Source organism: Pseudomonas taetrolens (assembly GCF_900475285.1).
GTDB classification, from domain to species: Bacteria; Pseudomonadota; Gammaproteobacteria; order Pseudomonadales; family Pseudomonadaceae; genus Aquipseudomonas; species Aquipseudomonas taetrolens.
Genome location: NZ_LS483370.1, coordinates 910895 through 934240 on the forward strand (window position 1 = coordinate 910895; position 23346 = coordinate 934240).

General features: G+C 52.7%; 24 protein-coding genes, 1 tRNA gene and 1 pseudogene. 21 read left to right on the forward strand and 5 right to left on the reverse strand.

Annotation, left to right across the window (positions count from 1 at the left end; translation table 11 throughout):
* The first annotated feature begins 136 nt into the window (after positions 1-136).
* From DQN55_RS04440 to DQN55_RS04460, 5 genes are read left to right on the forward strand one after another with little or no spacing between them, the layout of a single operon-like run.
* On the forward strand, positions 137-1846 hold the full coding sequence (locus tag DQN55_RS04440; protein ID WP_048378113.1) for an HsdM family class I SAM-dependent methyltransferase: 1710 nt from the start codon (positions 137-139) through the stop codon (positions 1844-1846).
* A 15-nt stretch (positions 1847-1861) separates the two neighbouring features.
* Positions 1862-2914 (forward strand): ATP-binding protein, encoded by a 1053-nt coding sequence (locus DQN55_RS04445; RefSeq protein ID WP_048378112.1) that lies wholly within the window; start codon positions 1862-1864, stop codon positions 2912-2914.
* Positions 2915-2936: 22 nt separating this feature from the next.
* Positions 2937-4145 (forward strand): sensor histidine kinase, encoded by a 1209-nt coding sequence (locus tag DQN55_RS04450; protein ID WP_157314778.1) that lies wholly within the window; start codon positions 2937-2939, stop codon positions 4143-4145.
* Positions 4132-5271 (forward strand): hypothetical protein, encoded by a 1140-nt coding sequence (locus DQN55_RS04455; RefSeq protein WP_048378110.1) that lies wholly within the window; start codon positions 4132-4134, stop codon positions 5269-5271. The genes DQN55_RS04450 and DQN55_RS04455 overlap by 14 nt, the downstream gene beginning before the upstream one ends.
* Positions 5258-5992, forward strand: coding sequence for a hypothetical protein (locus DQN55_RS04460; RefSeq protein ID WP_053070883.1), 735 nt, complete (start codon positions 5258-5260; stop codon positions 5990-5992). Before DQN55_RS04455 ends, DQN55_RS04460 begins: the two co-directional genes overlap by 14 nt.
* A 379-nt stretch (positions 5993-6371) precedes the next feature.
* Here DQN55_RS04460 and DQN55_RS04465 read toward each other — a convergent pair whose 3' ends face one another.
* The 4 genes and pseudogenes from DQN55_RS04465 to DQN55_RS04480 form a co-directional block, all read right to left on the reverse strand.
* A complete protein-coding gene (locus DQN55_RS04465) occupies positions 6372-6560 on the reverse strand; it encodes a hypothetical protein (protein ID WP_048378109.1) in 189 nt (62 codons plus the stop codon).
* A 62-nt stretch (positions 6561-6622) separates the two neighbouring features.
* Positions 6623-7465 (reverse strand): coiled-coil domain-containing protein, encoded by an 843-nt coding sequence (locus DQN55_RS04470; RefSeq protein WP_048378108.1) that lies wholly within the window; start codon positions 7463-7465, stop codon positions 6623-6625.
* A 92-nt stretch (positions 7466-7557) separates the two neighbouring features.
* Positions 7558-8233, reverse strand: a pseudogene (locus tag DQN55_RS04475) (DUF927 domain-containing protein); the annotation flags it as partial.
* A gap of 262 nt (positions 8234-8495) precedes the next feature.
* Positions 8496-8580: transfer RNA gene (locus tag DQN55_RS04480), tRNA-Leu, on the reverse strand.
* A 106-nt stretch (positions 8581-8686) separates the two neighbouring features.
* Here DQN55_RS04480 and queA point away from each other — a divergent pair.
* The 6 genes from queA to DQN55_RS04510 all read left to right on the forward strand — a co-directional run bounded on the left by queA (position 8687) and on the right by DQN55_RS04510 (position 14780).
* Complete coding sequence (gene queA / locus DQN55_RS04485; protein WP_048378107.1) at positions 8687-9748, forward strand: tRNA preQ1(34) S-adenosylmethionine ribosyltransferase-isomerase QueA; 1062 nt, start codon at positions 8687-8689, stop codon at positions 9746-9748.
* An 11-nt stretch (positions 9749-9759) separates the two neighbouring features.
* Positions 9760-10875: a tRNA guanosine(34) transglycosylase Tgt gene (gene tgt / locus DQN55_RS04490; protein ID WP_048378106.1), complete on the forward strand. Its 1116-nt coding sequence runs from the start codon at positions 9760-9762 to the stop codon at positions 10873-10875.
* Between the two features lie 42 nt (positions 10876-10917).
* Positions 10918-11256: a preprotein translocase subunit YajC gene (yajC, locus tag DQN55_RS04495; protein ID WP_048378105.1), complete on the forward strand. Its 339-nt coding sequence runs from the start codon at positions 10918-10920 to the stop codon at positions 11254-11256.
* Between the two features lie 67 nt (positions 11257-11323).
* A complete protein-coding gene (gene secD / locus DQN55_RS04500; RefSeq protein WP_048378104.1) occupies positions 11324-13192 on the forward strand; it encodes a protein translocase subunit SecD in 1869 nt (622 codons plus the stop codon).
* Positions 13193-13201: 9 nt separating this feature from the next.
* Complete coding sequence (secF, locus tag DQN55_RS04505) at positions 13202-14116, forward strand: protein translocase subunit SecF (RefSeq protein ID WP_048378103.1); 915 nt, start codon at positions 13202-13204, stop codon at positions 14114-14116.
* Positions 14117-14237: 121 nt separating this feature from the next.
* A complete protein-coding gene (locus tag DQN55_RS04510) occupies positions 14238-14780 on the forward strand; it encodes a glycine zipper 2TM domain-containing protein (RefSeq protein WP_048378102.1) in 543 nt (180 codons plus the stop codon).
* A gap of 79 nt (positions 14781-14859) precedes the next feature.
* Here DQN55_RS04510 and suhB read toward each other — a convergent pair whose 3' ends face one another.
* Entirely contained in the window at positions 14860-15675 is an 816-nt protein-coding gene (suhB, locus tag DQN55_RS04515) for a type III secretion system regulator SuhB (RefSeq protein ID WP_026013996.1), read from the reverse strand.
* A gap of 143 nt (positions 15676-15818) precedes the next feature.
* Here suhB and trmJ point away from each other — a divergent pair, with 143 nt between their 5' ends.
* The 10 genes from trmJ to iscX all read left to right on the forward strand — a co-directional run bounded on the left by trmJ (position 15819) and on the right by iscX (position 23281).
* Positions 15819-16589, forward strand: a complete 771-nt coding sequence (gene trmJ / locus DQN55_RS04520) for a tRNA (cytosine(32)/uridine(32)-2'-O)-methyltransferase TrmJ (RefSeq protein ID WP_048378101.1) — start codon at positions 15819-15821, stop codon at positions 16587-16589.
* Between the two features lie 2 nt (positions 16590-16591).
* Positions 16592-17368 carry a serine O-acetyltransferase gene (gene cysE, locus DQN55_RS04525; protein WP_048378100.1) on the forward strand — a complete coding sequence of 259 codons (777 nt, stop codon included), beginning with the start codon at positions 16592-16594 and terminating at the stop codon, positions 17366-17368.
* A gap of 280 nt (positions 17369-17648) precedes the next feature.
* On the forward strand, positions 17649-18140 hold the full coding sequence (gene iscR / locus DQN55_RS04530) for a Fe-S cluster assembly transcriptional regulator IscR (protein WP_003443378.1): 492 nt from the start codon (positions 17649-17651) through the stop codon (positions 18138-18140).
* A gap of 49 nt (positions 18141-18189) precedes the next feature.
* Positions 18190-19404 (forward strand): IscS subfamily cysteine desulfurase, encoded by a 1215-nt coding sequence (locus DQN55_RS04535; RefSeq protein WP_048378099.1) that lies wholly within the window; start codon positions 18190-18192, stop codon positions 19402-19404.
* 97 nt (positions 19405-19501) lie between these two features.
* Positions 19502-19888 carry a Fe-S cluster assembly scaffold IscU gene (gene iscU, locus DQN55_RS04540; protein WP_007929523.1) on the forward strand — a complete coding sequence of 129 codons (387 nt, stop codon included), beginning with the start codon at positions 19502-19504 and terminating at the stop codon, positions 19886-19888.
* 66 nt (positions 19889-19954) lie between these two features.
* Positions 19955-20278, forward strand: coding sequence for an iron-sulfur cluster assembly protein IscA (gene iscA, locus DQN55_RS04545; protein WP_016779604.1), 324 nt, complete (start codon positions 19955-19957; stop codon positions 20276-20278).
* 8 nt (positions 20279-20286) lie between these two features.
* Entirely contained in the window at positions 20287-20808 is a 522-nt protein-coding gene (gene hscB, locus DQN55_RS04550) for a co-chaperone HscB (protein ID WP_048378098.1), read from the forward strand.
* 50 nt (positions 20809-20858) lie between these two features.
* A complete protein-coding gene (gene hscA / locus DQN55_RS04555; protein WP_048378097.1) occupies positions 20859-22721 on the forward strand; it encodes a Fe-S protein assembly chaperone HscA in 1863 nt (620 codons plus the stop codon).
* 3 nt (positions 22722-22724) lie between these two features.
* Positions 22725-23066 carry an ISC system 2Fe-2S type ferredoxin gene (gene fdx, locus DQN55_RS04560; RefSeq protein WP_048378096.1) on the forward strand — a complete coding sequence of 114 codons (342 nt, stop codon included), beginning with the start codon at positions 22725-22727 and terminating at the stop codon, positions 23064-23066.
* Between the two features lie 14 nt (positions 23067-23080).
* On the forward strand, positions 23081-23281 hold the full coding sequence (iscX, locus tag DQN55_RS04565; RefSeq protein ID WP_048378095.1) for a Fe-S cluster assembly protein IscX: 201 nt from the start codon (positions 23081-23083) through the stop codon (positions 23279-23281).
* The last annotated feature ends 65 nt before the right edge of the window (positions 23282-23346 follow it).

Genomic DNA, 23346 nt, shown 5'->3' on the forward strand with positions numbered 1-23346 from the left:
GGTACTAGAATGGCACTAATTGAGGCAGAAGACTTTCATAGGTTTTTAATGCTGTAGATATCAATCCTAGCTGCTATTTACTTGTTTATTTTTTGGGGTATGATCATACGCATTTTATTTTTTGGGGTGGTATTCTGTGCTTGTTGATGAGTCTCTTCTGCTAGATGAGATGCACATATTAAAGAGCGATGAGCGCAGAAGAAGTCTCGGCGCTTTCTATACGCCAAGCTTTTTAAGCAAGTTATTGTGTCAGTGGGCAATACGAAAAAAAGATGATGTTGTTTTGGAACCAAGTTTTGGAGGCTGTACTTTCCTAGAAGAAATAGCGGATCGTTTTCTAGAGTTAGGGCTAGATGACCCGTTGGAAAGTGTTTACGGGTGTGATATTGATAAGAATGCTTTTGCCAAGTTAGAGACACTGAAGGTTTATTCGAGAAACAGCAATTTTTTGTTGAAGGATTTCTTGCAGTTGGAGTCTGTAGATTTCTGCCAAGGAAAAGCGGATGTTGTAATTGGTAATCCCCCTTATATTGGGAGCTCTCAGATTAGCGTCGAGCAGCGTAAGACTCTGGAGTTGTGGAAGAAAAGTTGTGGCATGGATATTGAGGCTCGGTCTAGTCTATGGGTGTATTTTTTTATTCATGCTTTAACTTTTCTTAAAGCTGGGGCTAGGTTAGCATTCGTTTTGCCAGGTAGCTTCTTATCCTCAGATTACGCTAAGAAAATACACGAGCTGATAAAAAGTCGCTTTGATCGGAGTTTAGTGGTTTCTCTTGCTGAGAGGATTTTTGTCGCTGAAGGTGCTGAAGAAAGAACTGTTATTTTGCTTGCTGAGGGTTACAGGTCCGATGGCTTTGGCAAAGGCGTTGTCAAAGTAGCTCATTCTCCACGACTCCTAGGATTGCCAAAACTATTTGAGAGTTGGCGAGCTGATGAGCAGGTATTTGATGATTTCGACAATGTTGGTATCGGTTCGTTTTTAGCACGATCTGCTTCAGAGAATTTCTTTTCCCTATGCGCGCGCCTCCCATGTATTGAGTTGGGGAGTATCGCGGCTGTCAGTATTGGAATAGTGACAGGTGATACAAGGTTCTTCATTCGAACCCTCAGTGAGTGGCGTCAGTTTGGGATCGATGAGAGGTTCTATAAGTTTGTTGTGCCTAAGATAAAAGGCATAGCAGGTGTTAACCTGACAAAGTCACAAGTCAAATCATTGATTAGCTCAGATGTGAGGTGTCTTCTTCTTGATACAAGTAGTCATGAACTGTCTGGTCAAGTTTTAAAATATTTAAGTAGTTACCCTGTAGCGAAGCATGGCCTGGCAACTTATAAAAAAAGAGTTATTTGGCATCAGCCTGATGATAAAAAAACCCCTGATGGTTTTTTTACCTTTTTGACTCACAACGGACCGCGCATTGTCCTGAATAGTGCGAAGGTAAATTGTACTAATTCGGTGCATAGGGTTTTTTTAAAGGAGAAGTTAAGCAAGGTTCAATTGAAGCTTGTGGCTTTATCAATGCTTTCAACCTTTACTCAGACGCATGCTGAAATTATTGGTCGGCCTTGCGGGTCAGGTGCTTTGAAACTAGAGCCTAAAGACGCTCTTCAGCTTAAATTATTATACCCTGATGACATTGATCCCGAGCTAATTACGAAAGCGTTCAAAGACGTACAAAATGCATTGGACAAAAGCCCCCCCGATGAGTCCGGGGCTCGAAAAATAGCTGACTTGGCCCTAGCTAAGATGATAAAAATCAATTTTGATGATGAAATTTTACAGCTTGAGCAGTCTTTGAAAATTGCTCGCGAGCATCGAAAGGGTAATGTCGAGTCAAACCATTTCTAGCGAGGGCGAAACAGTATGGATATTGAGAACCTTAAAAAAAACCTCGCTGATGCGCTTAGTGATACTGAGGTTGATTACAATAAGATTTTAACTTTGGCAAATCAAATCTCAAAATTTGATACGGAAAATGTCAGGTTTTCGATTGATGCTAGCCATATTTCTAGATTAGGTCATGAGCTTGTATCTAAGCAAGAAACAGCAGTCGCAGAGTTGATTAAGAATGCCTACGATGCTGATGCGGCTTATGTGAAGGCTGTTTTCAAAAATACTTCTAAGGCTGGTGGTGAACTTATTATAACTGATAACGGCTTGGGTATGAGTCGTGAAGAGTTAGTTAATGGGTTCATGCGTATCTCGACGAGAGAGAAAAGTGATAATCCCCGCTCTCCGAAATATGTCCGACAGCGTGCGGGGCGTAAAGGAATCGGTAGATTTTCAGCTCAGCGTTTAGGAATGCGCTTACAGCTTTCGACTCGTCGTGAGCAGGATAGCGTTGGTATATGCATTGATATCGACTGGAGTAAGTTTGATGATATTGGCGATCTAATTTTGGTTTCGAATCAAATTAGAAACGATCCGAGCGCTCCAGTAGGTACTAGGTTAAATATTAGCAATCTTAAAGACTCTTGGAGCAACGCTCAAATCCAGAGAGCGTATCGTTATATCTCTGACCTCCTTCAGCCGGTGCCATTACGCTTTGCACCTAGTAAAAAGGACGGGAATCCTGGGTTTAGAGTAGAGTTTTACGAAGAGATTTGTGGCGATGAGATTTTGATCGCCAGTGAGCAACAAAATATATTGGATAATGCTCATGCAATACTGTCTGGCTACGTAGATGAGCATGGGGTCCCCTACTTCTCACTTAAATCAAAACGGTTTGGTATTGATACGGAGTCTGAACAGCTGTATTCAGATAGTAAGGTCAAAACCGTTTTTGATGCAAATGTTAGTGACTACTCTCAACTATCTGGCGTGAGCTTTCAAGCACATTACTTTATTGAAGATGATTTGCCTGCAGGCTATCGAAATATAGTGAGGAATGTGCTGAAGAAAAATGGGGGGGGTTAGAATTTATCGAAACGGATTTCGAGTGCTGCCTTATGGTGACGCCCAGGATGACTGGCTTGGGTTGCAACGATCATCAGCATTAAGACAGCTTTTACCTCCTCATGCAAACTCGAATTTTATTGGGTTTGTACAGTTAACGGACTTAGATGGCACTAATTTTGAAGAGACTGCTAGTCGCGAAGGTCTTATAGAGAATATGGCCTTTTCACAATTGCAGGATTTTATATATAAGTCTTTAATGCATGGAATTATTAAAATAGCACATGCTCGTGGTAAGAAAATATTTTCAAGTGATGACGCCGTTCAGCGAACACCTAAGGATAGAGTGGAGCAGCTGGCTTCGAAGATCACCACGTTGGTGGAAAATTATAGTAGTCCTAATCTTGTTCGTGCGCCTAGTGAACAAGCTAAGCTTGAGGAGGATGCTTCCGATATTATTGACGAGATTGTGTTGCTTGAGAAGGATACTCAAGTCCTTCTAGAAGAAATTGGAATGCTACGAGTGCTCGCGAGCTTGGGCCTAACGATAGGTGAGTTTACTCATGAAACCAGGCATGTTCTTTCAGCGCTGTCTGCAGGTATATTGAGTCTCAAGATGTCAAGCCCAGCTGCGGAGGGTTTCAAAACCTTACAGGGCAACATTGAGTCTCTTCAAGCTTATATGCGTTATTTCGACAAGGCAGTAACCCAAAATTCTCAAAGAAGCTTGAGTGTCCACGAGATTCGAGACTTGCTAAGCGATTTCGAGCAGGTGGTTTCGTCTTCTTTGCAGCGACAGCGAGTAAATTTGAAGATTGAAGTTAAGGGTTATGACTTATTTGTTCAGTCAAGCCATAAGCCGGAATGGGCATCTATATTTTTCAATTTGTTTACAAACTCTTTAAAAGCTATTAATCGTGCTCAGGTGGCTGGTAGTATTCTCATTGTTGCAGGTGAGGTTGATGAATCAAGATTGTATCTAGAGTTTATTGATAATGGTGATGGGATATCGGATGCTAATAAAGAAAAAGTGTTCGATGCTTTCTATACGACAAGTACTCCAGCGGATGCTCTTGCAGATGATGAAGTACATATAACCGGCTCTGGCTTAGGTCTTAAAATCATTAAGGATATTATTGAGGATGGAGGGGGTGACATCTATTTGTCAGTCCCGCCTGAAGGTTTTTCAACATGCGTTCGCATAGAATTTCCACGGGCCTCGGATGAGGAAATACCTGATGACTTGCGTTAAATATTTGTGTATGGACGATCAGCCGGAAGAGTATATACTTCCGTTGTTAGATCAGTTGAGTCTTTTTTGCGATGACTTGAAGTTTGAGCGTATGCATCCACAGGATTTCGCTCTCCAATTTGAGCGTATCCAAGGACTTGCAAATGAAGGCGTATATTTTGGGCTTCTTGTCGACCTTCGCTTAGATCAAGATTCAGATGCTGAAGGTAATAAGGTATATTACCGAGGTCCAACGCTTGCACAAGAGTTACGCACTCGCATGGCTGAGGGGAGCATGTCCAGTTTTCCAATAATATTATGGTCGATGAACGATAATATTGTGCGCTCATATGCTCCAGATAGTTCCTCCCATGATCTGTTTGATGCAGTATATGCAAAGGATGATGCGAATCACCCCTTAGATCGAACTGTTTCATGCCAGCTAGTCGCTCTAGCTGTAGGCTATCAGAATCTCGTAAGTATACTCTCAGAAAGTGCCAATCCCTCTATTGATAAAGTTATTGGTTTGCTTGATGGTGATAGAGATTATTTAGATCCTCGACTAATTTCTTACTTGAAGGGTAATGCCGTTTATGAGTTGGCGGGCAAAGTGTTGAATACTTTGTTACGTTGTGATGGTGTTTTAATTAACGAGGTTATGTTAGCTGCGCAGCTTGGTGTTGATGTTGAGCGGTCTGGCGAGCAATGGATAGCATTTCTTGAAGCTGTGAGTAAGTGTCAGTACTCTGGAGTGTTTCATGAGGCCTGGCCTCGCTGGTGGAAGCATCGCATAGAAGCATTTTGGACTGAGTTTGTATCAAACAAAGGGTCCTTGAGGAAGTACACTGCTGATGAACGTGTGGCTATACTGAATGAGAAAATTGGTGTGGCACTTGTTTCCGCAGCCCCTATTGCTGAAGGTTATAGTCACAGATTTTCAACTGTATGTGTGGCATTGAAGTCCCCTTTAGATCCAGTAGATGGATTCAAAGTTCATACTCCTAGACAAGATGCCTGGCAAGATAGTCGATATGTTTCTGCTCACGCTGTTATAAATAGGCTTAAAAAATCCGAGTGGAGCCTCGATCCCTTGGAGATTGATCGTTTTAAACAGCTTATGGAAAGGCTGAAACATGAAGCGGTGTAAGCCTGACGCTTTTAGAAAACAAGTTGCTAGTGAGTTGAGGCAGTTGGGAGGCGTACTTAATCAAAATGCTAGCGAAGTCTGTTTTGATACTGGGCCAATACTCCAGGCTGCCAGCATGTGTATTGTTTCAAAGCCTTACGGTGGTGAATCCTGGGGTTATCAGATTGATGATCTCAGGTTCAGAGTCAAAACACCTCAGAAGGTGATCCCAAATACGGTTGGGGATTATCTGAATGTTGTAATGAATTTTAAAATTCAAGGAAAGTGTTCTAATGAGTTTTCAGAGCTTATAAAGTTGCTTGAGTTTAGTATTGTTGTTACTAGCAATGATGGTGTCTATCTCTCGTCCTGGCACTTTGATAAGCATATAGTTTCTGATGATGGTATGGACGAGGAACCAGAGGATGCACATCCGTTGTACCACTTCCAGTATGGAGGGAAAAATCTATTGCCACTTGGTGGAAATCATGGGGGTATATTGATTTTGCCTTCTCCCCGTATCGGGCATCCTCCGATGGATGTTGTTCTTGCTATTGATTTTGTTTTGTCAAATTTTGCAGGTTTGCATTGGCGCAAGCTAAGAGGTAAGTCGGACTATACTAATCGTTTGGTTGAGGCGCAAGATAAGTATCTTAAGCCATATATAGAGAGTATGTTTTCTTGGTGGGATGCTGGGCGGGAATCTCCATATGTCAAAAGTTTGTGGCCTCATCTGATATAGAAGTTCTCTAGGGTTGAAGTTTTTTGTGGTGATAGTAGAGGGAAGTCAATAGGCTTCCCTCTGTTTATGGGTTTTACTATTTTACTCACTGGTTTGAGGTTGATTAAACTGAGGGTTTTAACTGTCCTGGCTTGGTTGTCGAATATGCAGGAAGTGTCTCCATAATCTACGGAGTTAGACCCTGGTTGGCTGTTGCTTAGTTTTCGGTTTACCGAGGTTTGCCGAGAACATCAGTTGTAATGTCCTTAAATTATTGAAATACAAATATGTGAAAGTACGTATGGGTGCATGAAGATTTTCAGTGTGATCCTGCTAGGGCTGAAGGCTAAAGCTTGTAACTCAGATTAATGCGGAAGTCTGCAGGGCTTCCGGATTAGGATTAACCCCGCTTCTTCAGCTGCTGCTCTATGATGCTAATCTCTGCTTTAATTGCTGCTATTGTCATAGTCTCTATTTTTGTAGTTTTCCCTGACTTTGGCTTGACGAGATTGATCAGTCCGCTTAGGTGGGCTTTTCTTGCTTTCAGGGTATCTGAATAACTAATTTGGCTTTGTATGGCAGCGTTCATGGTTGGACCTCTCGGGTGACCGAAACAGCCTGGTCTTAAGGCTGTTTCGGGGGATTCGCTTTTTACATAGTGAGCACATCTTGCAAGCTGTGTTTATAAGAGCGCTCTGCAAGCTCACTTGATGTCCAACTCCAGAAGTTTTCTCCCTGCTGCGGAATGTTCAGCTTACACAGCGCAAGCGAGCCCCTGTTAATAAGACGCTGAGCTGCCCATAGCTTGCCTCCGACATCGAGTAGTGCTTTTTCTGCCTCATTCCATTTTTCCTCAAGTACTGTATAGGCTAGATGCGCAGCTTTTTTCTCGATGGCTTCGTACTCTTTCTGGGCCTCAATGATGTGTTTGTCGATGGCGATGAGTTCCTGCTCTAGCGCAGTGATAATCAGTAGTTGGCGACGGTTATGCTCAGTTGCGGTGCAGAGCTTTTTCGCCGCCTTTTCTGCATCACTACTGGCATTTTTTTCACCATCTACATCCCCCCAAGCGACTGCCTGCGCATAGGCTGTTGCAGCCTCAGTCTCGGCCTGCCGGGCTTTTGCCATATCATCATGTGCTTGCTGGCGGATCTGCTCTAAGCGAGTACTGATTCTGCAACGTTTATCTTGGAGCTCTTCTTCATCTGACTTCCAAGTCGTCATAGACTCGATATAGCCAGCCATTAAGCTCTCTTGATTAACCAGATTTTCACGGCGATATATTTTCCGCGAGAGCGTGAGAATTTCTAGGTCTAGTGAATCAAACTCTCTTTTCTGCTCGTTGTATTGCTCGCGTGCTTCGCGTTCGCGGCCTTGCGCGATGACTTCCGGGCATTCCAGTGCTGCTTCAAAGGAGGCCAGTTTAGTCCGCAGATTTTCCAGTTTGATGGTCAGTTTTTCGTGGCGAATTTTCATTTCTTGAAGTTCGTTCATTTGTTCTGTCTCAATGTAATTCGATTAGGAGTTGGCTGAATGGCTGGCGAGGCCGGGAATGAGCCGGCACTACCCCGATCAATTGGCAACCGTCAGGCAGCCCTAGCCTCGCTCTCATCTGTCCCTGGAACCGTATTTACGATGTAGCAGCGTTGTGGCCCTAACCCCGGAAGGCGAACGAGGCTAGACGCCTTTCCATTGCTTCCAGGTTCAAGCACGCCACGACGCAGCAGCTCCTTGTTCACGGCGTTGATGTTCATGCCTTTGAATACTTCGGAGCGCCAAGCCTCGGGCAGCACGTAGTAGGTGTTGGTGGTATGCAGCTCGTCGCCCAGACCATGCTCCAGCGATTTGCGAAAGCCCAACCGGTCAATGGTGCGCGGGCCGTGCTCATAGAGCTTGGCTGCGGCAGATTCCCAGCGAGTGAAGCGGCTTTCACCAAAGCGCTCGATGACTTGGCGCAGACGAGCCACGATGGCGTCACCTTCATAGTTACCGGCGCCGCCACGTTCATTCAGCCATGCGTTGAGACAGGCACGGGCTGCAGCGTTCTCGAAACCGTTAAGTACGTCGAACATGCATACTTCCATGCCTGCTTTGAGCTCTTTGTTGGCCAAGATCATTAGCCCGGGCTTTCCCGGTGCCGTTGCCGAACATGTAAACGGTTTCGCCAATGATGCGCGGATCGCACATGCCGATTTCGTCGAGTACGAGGAGGCCGTCCGGGTGCGCGGCAGCGATGGACTCCAGGGTGTTATCGGTCGAGCGTTATGAGCTGACCAGGCGTGGCTTCGACCTTGCGATTTCTGAGCAGGGAAAGAGGTCGGTATTCCAGCCATTTGGCCAGCAGGCGGCTACGTAGGCAGAGAGGCGGGGGAAGCATTTTTCTCATGATGCGCATGAGAATGCGGGGATGCAGCAGGCCGGGAAGGAAGCAGGCAGAAGAGGAATTTCAGGCACAAAAAAACCGGCGCGGTGGCCGGTTTTCCTGTGCTGCGAGTCCTGTTAGAGGCTTGCAGGTACTGCTAGATGGTGCCCCGAGGGAGAATCGAACTCCCACTTCTTTCGAAAACGGATTTTGAATCCGCCGCGTCTACCAATTCCGCCATCAGGGCTCAATGGCGGCGAAGTATAGAGACGAGGTTTAGGCCGGTCAACAACTTATTGGTCTATTTTTACTAAGTCCGTTAAACTCCCCGGCCCTGCTAGACGAAACCTATCATGCGCGTTGCTGACTTTACTTTCGAACTCCCGGATTCACTCATCGCACGCCATCCTTTGGCGGAGCGCCGCAACAGTCGCCTGCTGACCCTCGATGGGCAGAGCGGGGCGCTGGCACATCGTCAATTCACTGATTTGCTTGAACATTTACGCTCGGGCGATTTGATGGTGTTTAACAATACCCGGGTGATCCCGGCGCGTTTGTTCGGCCAAAAGGCTTCGGGCGGCAAGCTGGAAATCCTGGTTGAGCGGGTGCTCGACAGTCATCGGGTGCTGGCGCATGTGCGCTCCAGCAAGTCGCCAAAACCAGGGTCGAAGATCCTGATTGATGGCGGTGGCGAAGCCGAGATGCTGGCACGTCATGATGCGTTGTTCGAGCTGGGCTTTGCCGAAGAGGTTTTGCCCCTGCTGGACCGTGTCGGGCACATGCCATTGCCGCCGTACATTGATCGCCCGGACGAAGGTTCGGACCGCGAGCGTTATCAAACGGTGTACGCCCAGCGCCTGGGGGCGGTGGCTGCACCGACGGCGGGGCTGCATTTCGACGAGCCGCTGATGCAGGCGATCGCTGCCAAGGGCGTTGAAACTGCATTTGTGACGCTGCATGTGGGGGCGGGTACGTTCCAGCCGGTGCGGGTTGAGCGTCTTGAAGATCACCACATGCACACCGAATGGCTCGAAGTGGGTCAGGACGTGGTCGATGCGGTGGCGGCCTGTCGTGCACGTGGTGGCCGGGTGATTGCCGTGGGCACCACCAGCGTCCGTTCGCTGGAGAGTGCGGCGCGCGATGGTGTGCTCAAGCCGTTCAGCGGTGACACCGATATCTTTATTTTCCCGGGCCGACCGTTCCATGTGGTCGATGCTTTGGTGACCAACTTCCATTTGCCGGAATCCACGCTCTTGATGCTGGTTTCGGCGTTCGCCGGTTATCCCGAAACCATGGCGGCCTATAAGGCTGCGGTTGAGCATGGGTACCGCTTCTTTAGTTACGGTGATGCAATGTTCATCACCCGCAATCCTGCGCCGACGGCTCCTGCCCCGGCCCCAGAGGATCAAGCATGAGCAATTGTCGTATGTCCTTCGAGCTGCTGGCCACTGATGGCAAGGCTCGTCGTGGTCGCCTGACCTTCCCCCGTGGTGTGGTTGAAACCCCAGCGTTTATGCCGGTCGGTACCTACGGCACGGTCAAAGGCATGTTGCCGCGTGATATCGAGGCCATCGGCGCGCAGATGATTCTGGGCAACACCTTTCACTTGTGGCTGCGCCCGGGCACGGAAGTCATCAAGAAGCACGGTGACCTGCATGACTTCATGAAGTGGCAAGGGCCGATCCTGACCGATTCCGGTGGTTTCCAGGTGTTCAGCCTGGGCGCCATGCGCAAGATCAAGGAGGAGGGCGTGACCTTCGCTTCGCCGGTCGATGGTGCCAAGGTGTTCATGGGCCCGGAAGAGTCGATGCAGGTTCAGCGTGACCTGGGCTCCGATGTCGTGATGATTTTTGATGAGTGCACGCCGTACCCGGCCGATGAAGATGTGGCGCGGGTGTCTATGGAGCTGTCGTTGCGCTGGGCGCAGCGCTCCAAGAACGCTCATGGGGATAACACGGCGGCTCTGTTTGGCATCGTTCAGGGCGGCATGCACCAGAATCTGCGTGAGCGCTCGCTCGAAGGTCTGAACAAGATCGGTTTTGATGGCCTGGCCATTGGCGGTTTGTCGGTGGGCGAGCCCAAGCACGAAATGATCAAGGTGCTGGATTACCTGCCGGGGATGATGCCTGCTGACAAACCTCGTTACCTTATGGGGGTTGGCAAGCCAGAAGATCTGGTTGAGGGTGTGCGCCGCGGTGTGGACATGTTCGATTGCGTGATGCCAACCCGTAATGCCCGCAATGGGCATCTGTTTATTGATACCGGTGTATTGAAGATCCGCAATGCGTTCCATCGCCATGATGATTCGCCGCTGGATCCGACCTGTGACTGTTACACCTGCCAGAACTTCTCGCGTGCTTATCTGCATCATCTGGACAAGTGCGGCGAAATGTTGGGCAGCATGCTCAATACCATCCACAATTTGCGGCACTATCAGGTGCTCATGGCTGGTTTGCGCGAGTCTATTCAACAGGGTACATTGGCGACCTTTGTCGATGCCTTCTATGCCAAGCGCGGGCTGCCTGTGCCGCCTTTGGACTGAGTTTCGGACCTTTAAGAAACAACTTTGCAACTGGAGTGCTTAATGAGCTTTTTCATCTCTTCCGCTTTCGCGGACGCTGCTGCACCTGCCGCTGCTGGCCCTATGGGCGGTGGTTTTGAATGGATTTTCCTGGTCGGCTTCCTGGTCATCTTCTACCTGATGATCTGGCGTCCACAGGCCAAGCGCGCCAAAGAGCAGAAAGCCCTGCTGGGTAATCTGCAAAAAGGTGACGAAGTTGTAACGACTGGCGGTATCGCCGGCAAGATCACCAAAGTATCCGATGCTTTTGTTGTGATCGAAGTGTCTGACACTGTCGAGCTGAAAATTCAGAAAGGCTCTGTTGCAGCCACGTTGCCCAAGGGCACGCTGAAAGCGATCTAAAGTTTCAAATTTTAACAATCGACGGGGCGCGCAAGGCGCCCCGCGTTTTAAGCGGGCGGCGTGATTGATGCTGAACAAATACCCTCTGTGGAAATACATTCTGATCCTGGCCGTGCTGGCGATCGGTTTTATTTATTCTGCTCCCAATCTGTACCCTGACGACCCGGCCATTCAGGTGTCGGGCGCGAGCACGGCTCTGCAGGTCACTCAAGCTGATCTGGAACGTGCAAGCAAGGCGCTGGCTGATGCAGGCATTGTCGTAAAAGGCGCTACCCTGGCCGACAACGGCAAGGGCGGCCTGCTGCGTCTGGTCAGCAAGGACGATCAGCTTCCGGCCAAGGATGTGGTGCGCAAGGCTTTGGGTGATGACTACGTCGTTGCGCTCAACCTGGCACAGACCACGCCTCAATGGTTGCGTAGCCTGGGTGCTCACCCAATGAAATTGGGTCTGGACTTGTCGGGTGGTGTGCACTTCCTGTTGGAAGTGGACATGGACAAGGCCGTTGATGCGCGCATGAAAGTCTACGAGAGCGACGTCAAGAGCCTGTTGCGTAAAGACAAGGTGCGTTATCGCAGCCTGCCGCAGCTCAATGGCTCCATTCAGTTGGGCTTTGCTGATGAAGCAGTCCGTGAACAAGCGCGTAGCCTGATTCGCAAGAACTTCAATGACTTCGACGTAACGGCCGCCGATCTTAATGGTCAGCCGGTTCTGCGTCTGGCGATGACCCCGGCCAAGCTGGCGGAAATCCGTGAATACTCCATCAAGCAAAACCTGACAACGGTCCGTAACCGGGTCAACGAATTGGGTGTTGCCGAGCCATTGGTTCAGCGTCAGGGTGCCAACCGCATCGTGGTTGAGCTGCCTGGCGTACAAGACACTGCCGAAGCCAAGCGTATTCTGGGCAAGACGGCCAACCTTGAGTTCCGTCTGGCAGCAGAGCCGGGCGCTTCGAAAGCGACTTCTGAAACGTTCGAGTTCCGCGAAGGCAATCGTCCTACGGCACAAATCGAACGCGGTCTGATCATCACGGGTGATCAGGTGACAGACGCTCAAGCAGGTTTTGACGAGCAGGGCCGTCCACAGGTGAACATCAAGCTTGATGGTCACGGTGGTGAGTTGATGAGCCGTTCGACCCGCAGCAATGTCGGCCGCAGCATGGCGGTGATCTTCATCGAGCAGAAGCCGGTGACGACCTACACCAAGCAAGTGGTCAACGGTGTCGAAAAAGAAGTGCCGGTCCAGGCCTTCAAGGAAGAGAAAAAAATCATCAGCCTGGCGACCATCCAGTCGCCGCTGGGCAGCCAGTTCCGCATTACAGGCCTGAACGGTCAGGGCGAGGCTTCCGAGCTGGCTCTGCTGTTGCGTGCCGGCGGTCTGGCAGCACCGATGTACTTTGCTGAAGAGCGCACCATTGGTCCTAGCCTGGGCGCTGACAACATCGTCAAGGGTATCGATGCTTCGTTGTGGGGCATGTTGTTCGTGTCGCTGTTCATTATCGCCATCTACCGCTTCTTCGGTGTGATCGCGACGGTGGCCCTGGCGGTGAACATGGTGCTGCTGCTGGCGCTGATGTCGTTGCTGGGCGCGACCCTGACCTTGCCGGGTATTGCCGGTATCGTATTGACGATGGGTATGGCGGTCGATGCCAACGTGCTGATCTTCTCGCGTATTCGTGAGGAAATCGCCGCGGGCATGTCGGTTCAGCGAGCCATCAATGAAGGCTTCAGTCGTGCGTTTACGGCGATTGTCGACTCCAACCTGACAACACTGTTGGTCGGCGGGATTCTCTTTGCCATGGGTACCGGGCCGGTTAAAGGCTTTGCGGTGACCATGTCCCTCGGGATCTTTACCTCGATGTTCACGGCCATCATGGTGACCCGCGCAATGGTCAACCTGATCTACGGCGGTCGGGACTTCAAGAAGTTGTGGATTTAAGGGGCTGCCATGTTACGTACAATCAACTTCATGGGCGTTCGCAACATTGCGTTCGGCGTCACTGTACTGCTTACCGTGCTGGCCTTGTTCAGCATGTTCCACAAGGGTATGAACTACGGCCTGGACTTCACCGGCGGTACGCTCATCGAGCTGACCTACGAGAAGCCCGCTGACCTGACCAAGGTGCGTTCGGAGCTGGCTTCGGCCGGTTTCGAGGATGCCGTGGTGCAAAGCTTTGGTGCGACTACCGATCTGTTGGTGCGTATGCCGGGCGATGATCCTTTGCTGGGTAATCGCGTTGCAGAGGCTCTGGGGCAGGCGGACAACACCAACCCGGCGGTGATCAAGCGCGTCGAGTTCGTAGGGCCGCAGGTAGGTGAAGAACTGCGGGACCAGGGCGGCCTCGGCATGCTCATGGCCCTGGGCGGCATCATGATTTACCTGGCTTTCCGCTTTCAGTGGAAGTTTGCGGTCGGCGCGATTGCGTCCCTGGTGCATGACGTGATCGTCACCATGGGGGTGCTGTCGTTCTTCCAGATCACCTTCGACCTGACGGTGCTGGCGGCGGTGCTGGCGATCATCGGTTACTCGCTCAACGACACCATTGTGGTGTTTGACCGGGTGCGTGAGAACTTCCGGGTTCTGCGCAAGGCCAGTCTGATCGACAATATCAATATTTCGACCACGCAGACGCTGCTGCGTACCATGGCGACCTCGATCTCCACGTTGCTGGCGATCATGGCGCTGCTGGTCTTTGGTGGCGATAACCTGTGGGGCTTCTCGATTGCGCTGTTTGTGGGTGTATTGGCGGGTACTTACTCGTCGATCTACATTGCGAACGTGGTGCTGATCTGGCTGAACCTGAGCAGTGAGGATTTGATTCCTCCTGTGACCAGCGACAAGGAAATCGACGACCGTCCATGATGGTTGCTTGATGTCCAGGTGACACCTAAAAGGCGCGAGTATTGAACTCGCGCCTTTTTTTGTGCTCCAACGGTAGGATTGATGTGGGACTGTTCCCACTTGTGATGGTCTGGAGGTTCAAGTGAACAAGTCTTTGCTAGTGGGTGCTGTATTGGGTGCTATCGGTGTCACTGCCGGGGGTGCTTTTGCAACCTATAGCCTGGTTAAAGGCGGTCCTGAGTCTGCGCAAGTACTGGCTGTCGTGCCGGTCAAACAACAGATCAAAACACCTCGTGAGGTGTGCAAGGACGTGACGGTGACTCGTCAGGCGCCGGTCAAGGATCAGCATCAGATCGTGGGTAGCGTGATTGGTGCGGTGGCGGGCGGCTTGCTCGGCAACCAGATCGGTGGCGGTAGTGGCAAGAAAATCGCAACGGTCGCAGGTGCGGTCGGCGGCGGTTATGCCGGCAACAAGGTTCAGGAAGGCATGCAGAATCGTGACACTTACACCACGACTCAAACGCGCTGCAACACGGTCAACGACATCAGTGACAAGGTAGTCGGTTATGACGTGCGTTATTCGCTGGACGGTAAGGAAGGCAAGGTGCGGATGGATCACGAGCCGGGTAACGAAATACCGGTGGGCAAGGATGGTCGACTGATTCTGGGGCAGAACGGACAGTAAGGCTGGCTGTATTTCTGAATCGAATTTCAGCCATAAAAAAAGCATCCCGAGGGATGCTTTTTTTGTCTGCGGGATTCGCTTAGCGTTTCAGCGAAGCCGGCAGGTGTGGCTGGATTGCGGTCAGCACGGCTTTGAAGCACTTGGTGTTGCCGGCGACGATGTGGCCTTTTTCAAGGAAATCGTGGCTGCCGGTGAAGTCGCTGACGAGACCGCCAGCTTCCTGGATCAGCAGTGCGCCTGCAGCCATGTCCCACTCGGACAGGCCCGACTCCCAGAATGCATCAAAACGACCGGCGGCCACGTAGGCCAGGTCCAGGCTGGCAGCGCCTGCGCGACGGATACCGGCAGTCTGGCCTACCAGGCTGCGGAACATGCCCAGGTAGTTGTCCAGGTTGTCCATCTGGTTGTCGCGGAACGGGAAGCCGGTACCCAGCAGGGCGCCTTCAAGGCTGGTACGGCCGCTGACACGCAGGCGACGACCGTTCAGTTGGGCGCCACGGCCGCGGCTGGCGGTGAATTCTTCCTGGCGAACCGGATCAAGTACGACGGCGTGCTCAAGGCGGCCGCGGTATTTGCAGGCGATGCTGACGGCGAAGTGTGGAACGCCACGCAGGAAGTTGGTAGTGCCATCCAGTGGGTCGATGATCCACAGGTAGTCTTCACCTTCACCGCTGCCTGGGTGCATGCCGGTTTCTTCACCGAGGATGCCGTGCGTCGGGTAAGCCTTGCGCAGGGCGTCGATGATTTTCTGTTCAGCAGCACGATCGACTTCAGAGACGTAATCCTTGGCGTCTTTTTCGTCAACCTTGATGGTATCCAGGCGCTCGATGGAGCGGAAAATCAATTCACTGGCGCTGCGGGCGGCGCGCAGCGCGATATTCAGCATGGGCTGCATGGACGTTTCACCTAAGGTTGTTAAAGAAAGCCGAATATTCTATCAGAAAATTTTGGCAGATGAAGGTTTGCGTTAGCTTTCGTAGCTTATGCCGTTTTGCTTAGGTAAGATTTGCTCCCTTTTACCGGTCTGTGAGCGCTCCTTTGCTGCCTAATATTCGTGTCGTTCTGGTCAATACCAGTCATCCCGGGAACATCGGTGGGGCTGCGCGTGCCATGAAAAACATGGGGTTGTCGCGGCTGGTGCTGGTTGAGCCTCGGCTGTTTCCGCATCACGAAGCGGATGCGCGTGCGTCGGGAGCCGGTGACATTCTCGAAAATGCCCAGGTCGTTGCCACCCTGGAAGATGCGCTGGTGGGCTGCAATCTGGTGTTGGGCACCAGTGCCCGCGATCGTCGCATTCCCTGGCCGTTGCTGGATCCGCGTGAATGCGGGCAAAAAGTGGTCGAAGAGGCGAGTCAGGGGGCTGAAATTGCCCTGGTGTTCGGTCGTGAAGACTCGGGTCTGACCAATGATGAATTGCAGCGTTGTCATTTTCACGTTCATATTCCCTCGGACCCGGAATTCAGTTCGCTGAACCTGGGGGCTGCCGTACAGGTGCTGAGTTACGAGATCCGCATGTCCTGGCTTGCGGCTCAGGGTCAGCCGAGCAAGGTCGAGAAGGACGAAGTGGCTTCCACCAAGAGTGGTGAGCTGGCAACAATGGATGAGCTGGAGCGCTTTTATGAGCATCTGGAGCAGACGCTGGTGGCTATCGAGTTTCTTGATCCGGAAAAGCCGCGTCACCTGATGGCGCGCTTGCGTCGACTGTACGGGCGCAGCGCTGTCAGCCGTGCAGAGATGAACATTTTGCGTGGCATTCTCACTGAAACCCAAAAAGCAGCCCGTGGCGAGCTGCTCAAGCGCAAGGATTAACGATGTTCGAGCGTCTGCGTGAAGATATTCAGAGTGTTTTTCACCGTGATCCGGCTGCACGCAACGCGTTTGAGGTGCTGACGTGCTATCCGGGGATGCATGCCATCTGGATTCATCGTCTGTCTGCCTTGTTGTGGGGGGCTGGCTGGAAATGGCTGGCTCGCCTGGTCTCGAACTTTGGCCGCTGGCTGACCGGGATTGAGATTCACCCGGGTGCCAAGGTGGGGCGCCGCTTCTTCATAGATCACGGCATGGGCATTGTGATCGGTGAAACCGCCGAGATCGGCAATGACGTGACGCTGTATCAGGGGGTAACCCTGGGCGGTACCAGTTGGAACAAGGGTAAGCGTCACCCGACGCTGGAAGATGGCGTTGTGGTAGGTGCCGGGGCCAAGGTGCTGGGGCCGTTCACGGTGGGGGCTGGTGCCAAGGTTGGTTCCAATGCCGTGGTGACCAAGGCTGTGCCTGCCGGTGCGACGGTTGTGGGGATTCCGGGGCGTATCATTGTCAAAAATGATGATGAGACCGAGGCCAAGCGCAAGGCGATGGCAGAAAAAATCGGTTTTGATGCTTATGGCGTAGGCGAGGACATGCCGGATCCGGTGGCGCGTGCCATCGGTCAGTTGCTGGACCATTTGCAGGCGGTCGACGGCAAGCTCGACGGCATGTGTGGTGCGCTCAAGGATTTGGGCAGCCCTTACTGTGCCCAGGAGCTGCCTGAGCTGCGTGAAGAAGACTTTGCCTGCGTCAAGGATGAGGACGAAAGCAAGGCGGTCTGATCGTGCGCTCGCCGCCAGGCTTGCGGTTGCCGCAGGTGCCGGGGTGTGTGAGGGTCGGGCGGAGGTTGTATTCGGTGGCGGGTGCGGGCTGTTTGAAAGCCGAAGAGCCTTTAGGGCAGGGCGCCTGCGCGATCTCCCGTGTGCCATTGCGTCGCAGACCCTGCTACAATGCGCGCGCTCTTTTGCGGGTAATCCCGACTAAAGTACTAGGTCTAATAGTTGACTTAAATGGTCGGGAATAGCATACTCGCCCTCATTCCGAATTCCGTGGTACCTGTCCATGAGACTGACTACAAAAGGCCGTTACGCCGTAACTGCAATGCTCGATTTGGCGTTGCACGCACAGCACGGGCCGGTGTCCCTGGCCGATATTTCCGAGCGCCAGGGCATCTCTCTATCCTACCTTGAGCAACTGTTTGCCAAGTTGCGCCGCAGCAGTCTGGTATCCAGTGTGCGTGGCCCCGGTGGCGGCTATCAGCTGTCGCGCGACATGCAAGGGATTCAGGTTGCCCAGGTCATCGATGCAGTGAACGAGTCCGTCGACGCCACGCGTTGCCAGGGCCTTGGCGATTGCCATGCCGGCGACACGTGCCTGACCCACCATTTGTGGTGCGACCTGAGCCTGCAGATCCACGATTTTCTCAGCGGTATCAGCTTGGCTGATCTTGTCACTCGCCGTGAGGTACAAGAAGTAGCCCAGCGTCAGGATCAGCGCCGCTGTAATGGCAAAGCGCCGCACCTGGATAAGATCGAAGCGTCCGCCGTCGAGTGATTGCATAAATACGACGGTGCGCCAGCCAGCCTGATTTAGGAGATAGTCCATGAAATTGCCGATTTACCTTGATTACTCAGCCACCACCCCGGTTGATCCGCGTGTTGCTCAAAAAATGAGCGACTGCTTGCTGGTTGACGGGAACTTCGGTAACCCTGCTTCCCGTTCTCACGTCTTCGGCTGGAAAGCTGAAGAAGCGGTCGAAAACGGTCGTCGTCAGGTTGCAGATCTGGTTAATGCCGATCCGCGTGAGATTGTCTGGACCTCCGGTGCGACCGAGGCGAACAACCTGGCAATCAAGGGTGCTGCGCATTTCTATGCCACCAAGGGCAAGCACCTGATCACCGACAAGATCGAACACAAGGCCGTTCTCGACACCATGCGCCAGCTGGAGCGTGAAGGCTTTGAAGTGACCTACATCGAGCCGGGCGAAGATGGCCTGGTGACTCCGGCGATGGTCGAAGCTGCGATGCGTGACGACACCATCCTGGTTTCGATCATGCATGTGAACAACGAAATTGGCACCGTCAACGACATCGCGGCCATTGGTGAGCTGACTCGCTCCCGCGGCGTGCTGTTCCATGTCGATGCAGCACAGTCCACCGGCAAGGTTGAAATCGACCTGGCCAAGCTGAAAGTCGACCTGATGTCCTTCTCGGCCCACAAGACTTATGGCCCTAAAGGCATTGGTGCACTGTACGTCAGCCGCAAGCCTCGCGTCCGTATCGAAGCCACCATGCACGGCGGCGGTCACGAACGTGGCATGCGTTCGGGTACTCTGGCGACCCACCAGATTGTCGGCATGGGTGAAGCATTCCGCATCGCCAAAGAAGAGATGGCGGCTGAAAACGTCCGTATCAAAGCCTTGAGCGACCGCTTCTTCAAGCAGGTAGAACACCTTGAAGAGCTGTATGTGAATGGCAGCATGATCGCGCGCGTTCCGCACAACCTGAACCTGAGCTTCAACTACGTTGAAGGCGAGTCGCTGATCATGGCGCTCAAGGATCTGGCAGTGTCGTCCGGCTCGGCTTGCACCTCGGCCTCCCTGGAGCCGTCCTACGTGTTGCGTGCCCTGGGCCGCAATGACGAGTTGGCTCACAGTTCGATTCGTTTCACCTTCGGTCGATTCACCACTGAAGAAGAGATCGATTACGCCGCGCAGAAGGTCTGCGAGGCTGTTACCAAGCTGCGCGCCTTGTCGCCGCTGTGGGACATGTACAAAGACGGCATCGACATTTCGAAAATCGAATGGGCGGCGCACTAACAATTTAAGTCGCCGTTGGCAGACGCTGTAAAACGCAGCGAACAGCAGCTTTTACAGCGTCTCAAGAGCGACTCTCTGATGAGTGAGGATAAGTACCATGGCTTACAGCGAAAAGGTTATTGACCACTACGAAAACCCGCGCAACGTCGGCAAGATGAACGCGGAAGATCCAGATGTCGGCACCGGCATGGTCGGCGCGCCAGCGTGTGGTGACGTGATGCGTTTGCAAATCAAGGTTAACGAGCAGGGCATCATTGAAGACGCCAAGTTCAAGACCTATGGCTGTGGTTCGGCAATCGCTTCCAGCTCTCTGGCAACCGAGTGGATGAAGGGCAAGACTCTGGATGAAGCAGAGACCATCAAAAACACTCAGCTGGCTGAAGAACTGGCTTTGCCACCTGTGAAAATCCACTGCTCGGTACTCGCTGAAGACGCCATCAAGGCTGCTGTTCGCGACTACAAGCAGAAGAAAGGTTTGATCTGATCTGTGCTTGCCTGCCGGTAACGGCGTGGGCGCAGTGACGATACTGGCGATACGTAAGGAGTCCTGATGGCTATCAGCATGACAGAAGCGGCGGCTCGGCATATTCGTCGCTCCCTTGACGGGCGCGGCAAAGGTGAGGGGATTCGTCTGGGTGTTCGCACCACGGGCTGTTCCGGCCTTGCCTATGTGCTGGAGTTTGTCGATGAAGTGGGCGAAGAAGACCAGGTGTTCGAAACCCATGGCGAAAAAGTGATCATTGATCCCAAAAGCCTGACTTACCTTGACGGTACCGAGCTCGATTTCGTCAAGGAAGGTCTGAACGAAGGCTTCAAGTTCAATAATCCCAACGTACGCGGCGAATGTGGCTGCGGCGAAAGCTTCAACATCTGAGGCTGCTCGTGGGTACTCCTTGTCATTTCGCCTTATTTGAACTGCAGCCGAGCTTCACGCTGGATCTCGAGCAGTTGGCTACGCGCTACCGTGAACTGGCGCGTGGTGTTCATCCCGACCGGTTTGCTGATGCTTCCGAGCGTGAGCAGCGTCTGGCGCTGGAGCAATCGGCCAGCCTCAACGAGGCCTACCAGACACTCAAGAGCCCACCCAAGCGCGCGCGGTACCTGCTTGCGATGAATGGGCGTGAGATGCCGCTGGAAGTGACCGTGCATGATCCCGAGTTTCTGATGCAGCAGATGCAATGGCGCGAAGAGCTTGAAGATTTGCAGGACAGTGCCGACATGGCCGGTATTACGGCATTCAAGCGTCGGCTGAAGGTCGCTCAGGATGAACTGAACGATAGCTTTGCTGCTTGTTGGGATGATGCTGCGCAACGTGAACAGGCCGAACGCCTGATGCGGCGCATGCAGTTCCTCGACAAGCTCACTTACGAAGTGCGCCAGTTAGAAGAGCGCCTCGACGATTAACCCAGTGCCGCCACGGTTGCACGCCTGATTACAGATAAGTCCTGATTACGATGGCCCTACTGCAGATCGCCGAACCCGGCCAAAGTCCTCAACCGCACCAGCGCCGTCTGGCTGTGGGGATTGACTTGGGCACTACCAATTCGTTGGTTGCTGCATTGCGCAGCGGCCTTTCCGAGCCTCTGGCTGACGAGCAGGGCAAAATCATTTTGCCCTCTGCTGTGCGCTATCACGCTGATCATGTCGAGGTCGGCGAGTCCGCGCGACTGGCGGCCTCCAGTGATCCTTTCAACACCGTGCTGTCGGTCAAGCGCTTGATGGGTCGTGGTCTTTCCGACGTCAAGCAATTGGGCGAGCAGTTGCCTTACCGTTTTGTCGGTGGTGAATCGCATATGCCGTTCATTGACACCGTGCAGGGGCCGAAAAGCCCGGTAGAGGTGTCCGCCGATATTCTGAAAGTGCTGCGTGAGCGTGCTGAAAAGGCCTTGGGCGGCGAGTTGGTGGGCGCGGTGATTACCGTTCCGGCGTATTTCGATGACGCGCAGCGTCAAGCGACCAAGGATGCTGCCCGGCTCGCTGGGCTGAATGTCCTGCGTCTGCTGAACGAGCCAACGGCCGCTGCTGTGGCATATGGTCTCGACCAGCATGCCGAAGGTCTTGTGGCCATCTATGACCTGGGGGGCGGCACATTCGACATCTCGATCTTGCGCCTGACTGGCGGTGTCTTTGAAGTATTGGCGACGGGCGGCGATAGCGCGCTTGGCGGCGATGACTTCGATCATGCGATTGCCAGCTGGATTGTTGAACAGGCCGGCTTGTCCGCCGACCTTGATCCGGGTACCCAGCGCAAGTTGTTGCAGATTGCCTGTGCGGCCAAGGAGGCGCTGACCGGTGCCCGCTCTGTATCCGTTGCTTATGGCGACTGGCGTACAGACCTGACCCGTGAAGCCTTTGACGCCCTTGTCGAACCGATGGTTGCGCGCAGTCTCAAGGCTTGCCGTCGCGCCGTGCGTGATGCCAATGTCGAGCTCGAAGAGGTCAAGGCGGTTGTGATGGTCGGCGGTTCGACCCGCGTACCGCGCGTTCGTGAGGCAGTTGCCGAGATGTTTGGTCGCGAGCCGTTGACCGATATCGATCCTGATCAAGTGGTTGCGATTGGTGCTGCGATTCAGGCCGATACCCTGGCGGGCAACAAGCGCGATGGCGCTGAGTTGCTCCTGCTGGATGTGATCCCGCTGTCGCTTGGCCTTGAGACCATGGGCGGGCTCATGGAAAAGGTCATTCCGCGCAACACCACGATTCCTGTGGCGCGAGCGCAGGATTTCACCACGTACAAAGATGGCCAGACGGCCATGATGATTCACGTGCTGCAAGGTGAGCGTGAGTTGATCAGCGACTGTCGTTCCCTGGCGCGCTTTGAGTTGCGCGGTATCCCGCCGATGGTGGCCGGTGCTGCGAAAATTCGTGTGACCTTCCAGGTGGATGCGGACGGCTTGCTCAATGTGTCGGCCCGTGAACTGGGGTCGGGGGTTGAGGCGAGTATCCAGGTCAAGCCTTCCTACGGGCTGACCGATGGCGAGATCGCCAAAATGCTCAAGGATTCGTTCCAGCACGCCAGTGACGACAAGGTCGCGCGCGTATTGCGTGAACAGCAAGTCGATGCTCAACGCCTGATTGAAGCCGTGCAAGCGGCCCTGGCGGTTGATGGCGAGCGTTTGCTGGATGCTGAAGAGCGCATGGTCATCGAGCTGCAAATGCAGGAATTGTCCGAACTGATGAAAGGCACCGATGGTTATGCCATCGAGCAGCAGACCAAGCGTCTGTCGCAAGTGACCGATGCCTTTGCTGCCCGCCGCATGGACTTGACCGTCAAGGCTGCTCTGTCCGGGCGCAACCTGAATGAAATCGAGGAGTAATTGATGCCGCAGATCATTTTTCTGCCACACGCCGAGCATTGCCCGGACGGTATGGTTGTTGAGGCTGAGACCGGCAAGACCCTTCTCGAAGTTGCTCATGAGAACCACATTGAGATCGAGAGTGCCTGCGGCGGCGTGTGTGCCTGTACCACCTGTCACTGCGTGATTCGCGAAGGTTTTGATTCGCTGAACGAGGCTGACGAGCTGGAAGAGGACTACCTTGACAGGGCTTGGGGGCTGGAAGCGACTTCACGCCTGAGCTGCCAGACCATCGTCGGGACTGAAGACCTCACGGTCGAGATTCCGAAGTACTCTCTCAACCATGCCGCCGAAGCGCCGCACTGATTCAAGGAAGTGTCATGAGCCTGAAATGGGTTGATGTACAGGAAATCGCTATCCAGCTGTCCGAAGCTCATCCAGATGTCGATCCGACACGGCTGAACTTTGTAGATCTGCGTAAATGGGTAATGGATCTCCCTGAATTTGATGATCTTCCTGACCGAAGTGGGGAAAAAGTCCTCGAAGCAATTCAGGCACTCTGGATCGAAGAGTTGGACTGACCCACGCAGCAGGTTATGCAATACCCAAGAACCCGCGTATAATTCGCGGGTTTAATTTTTCGCTA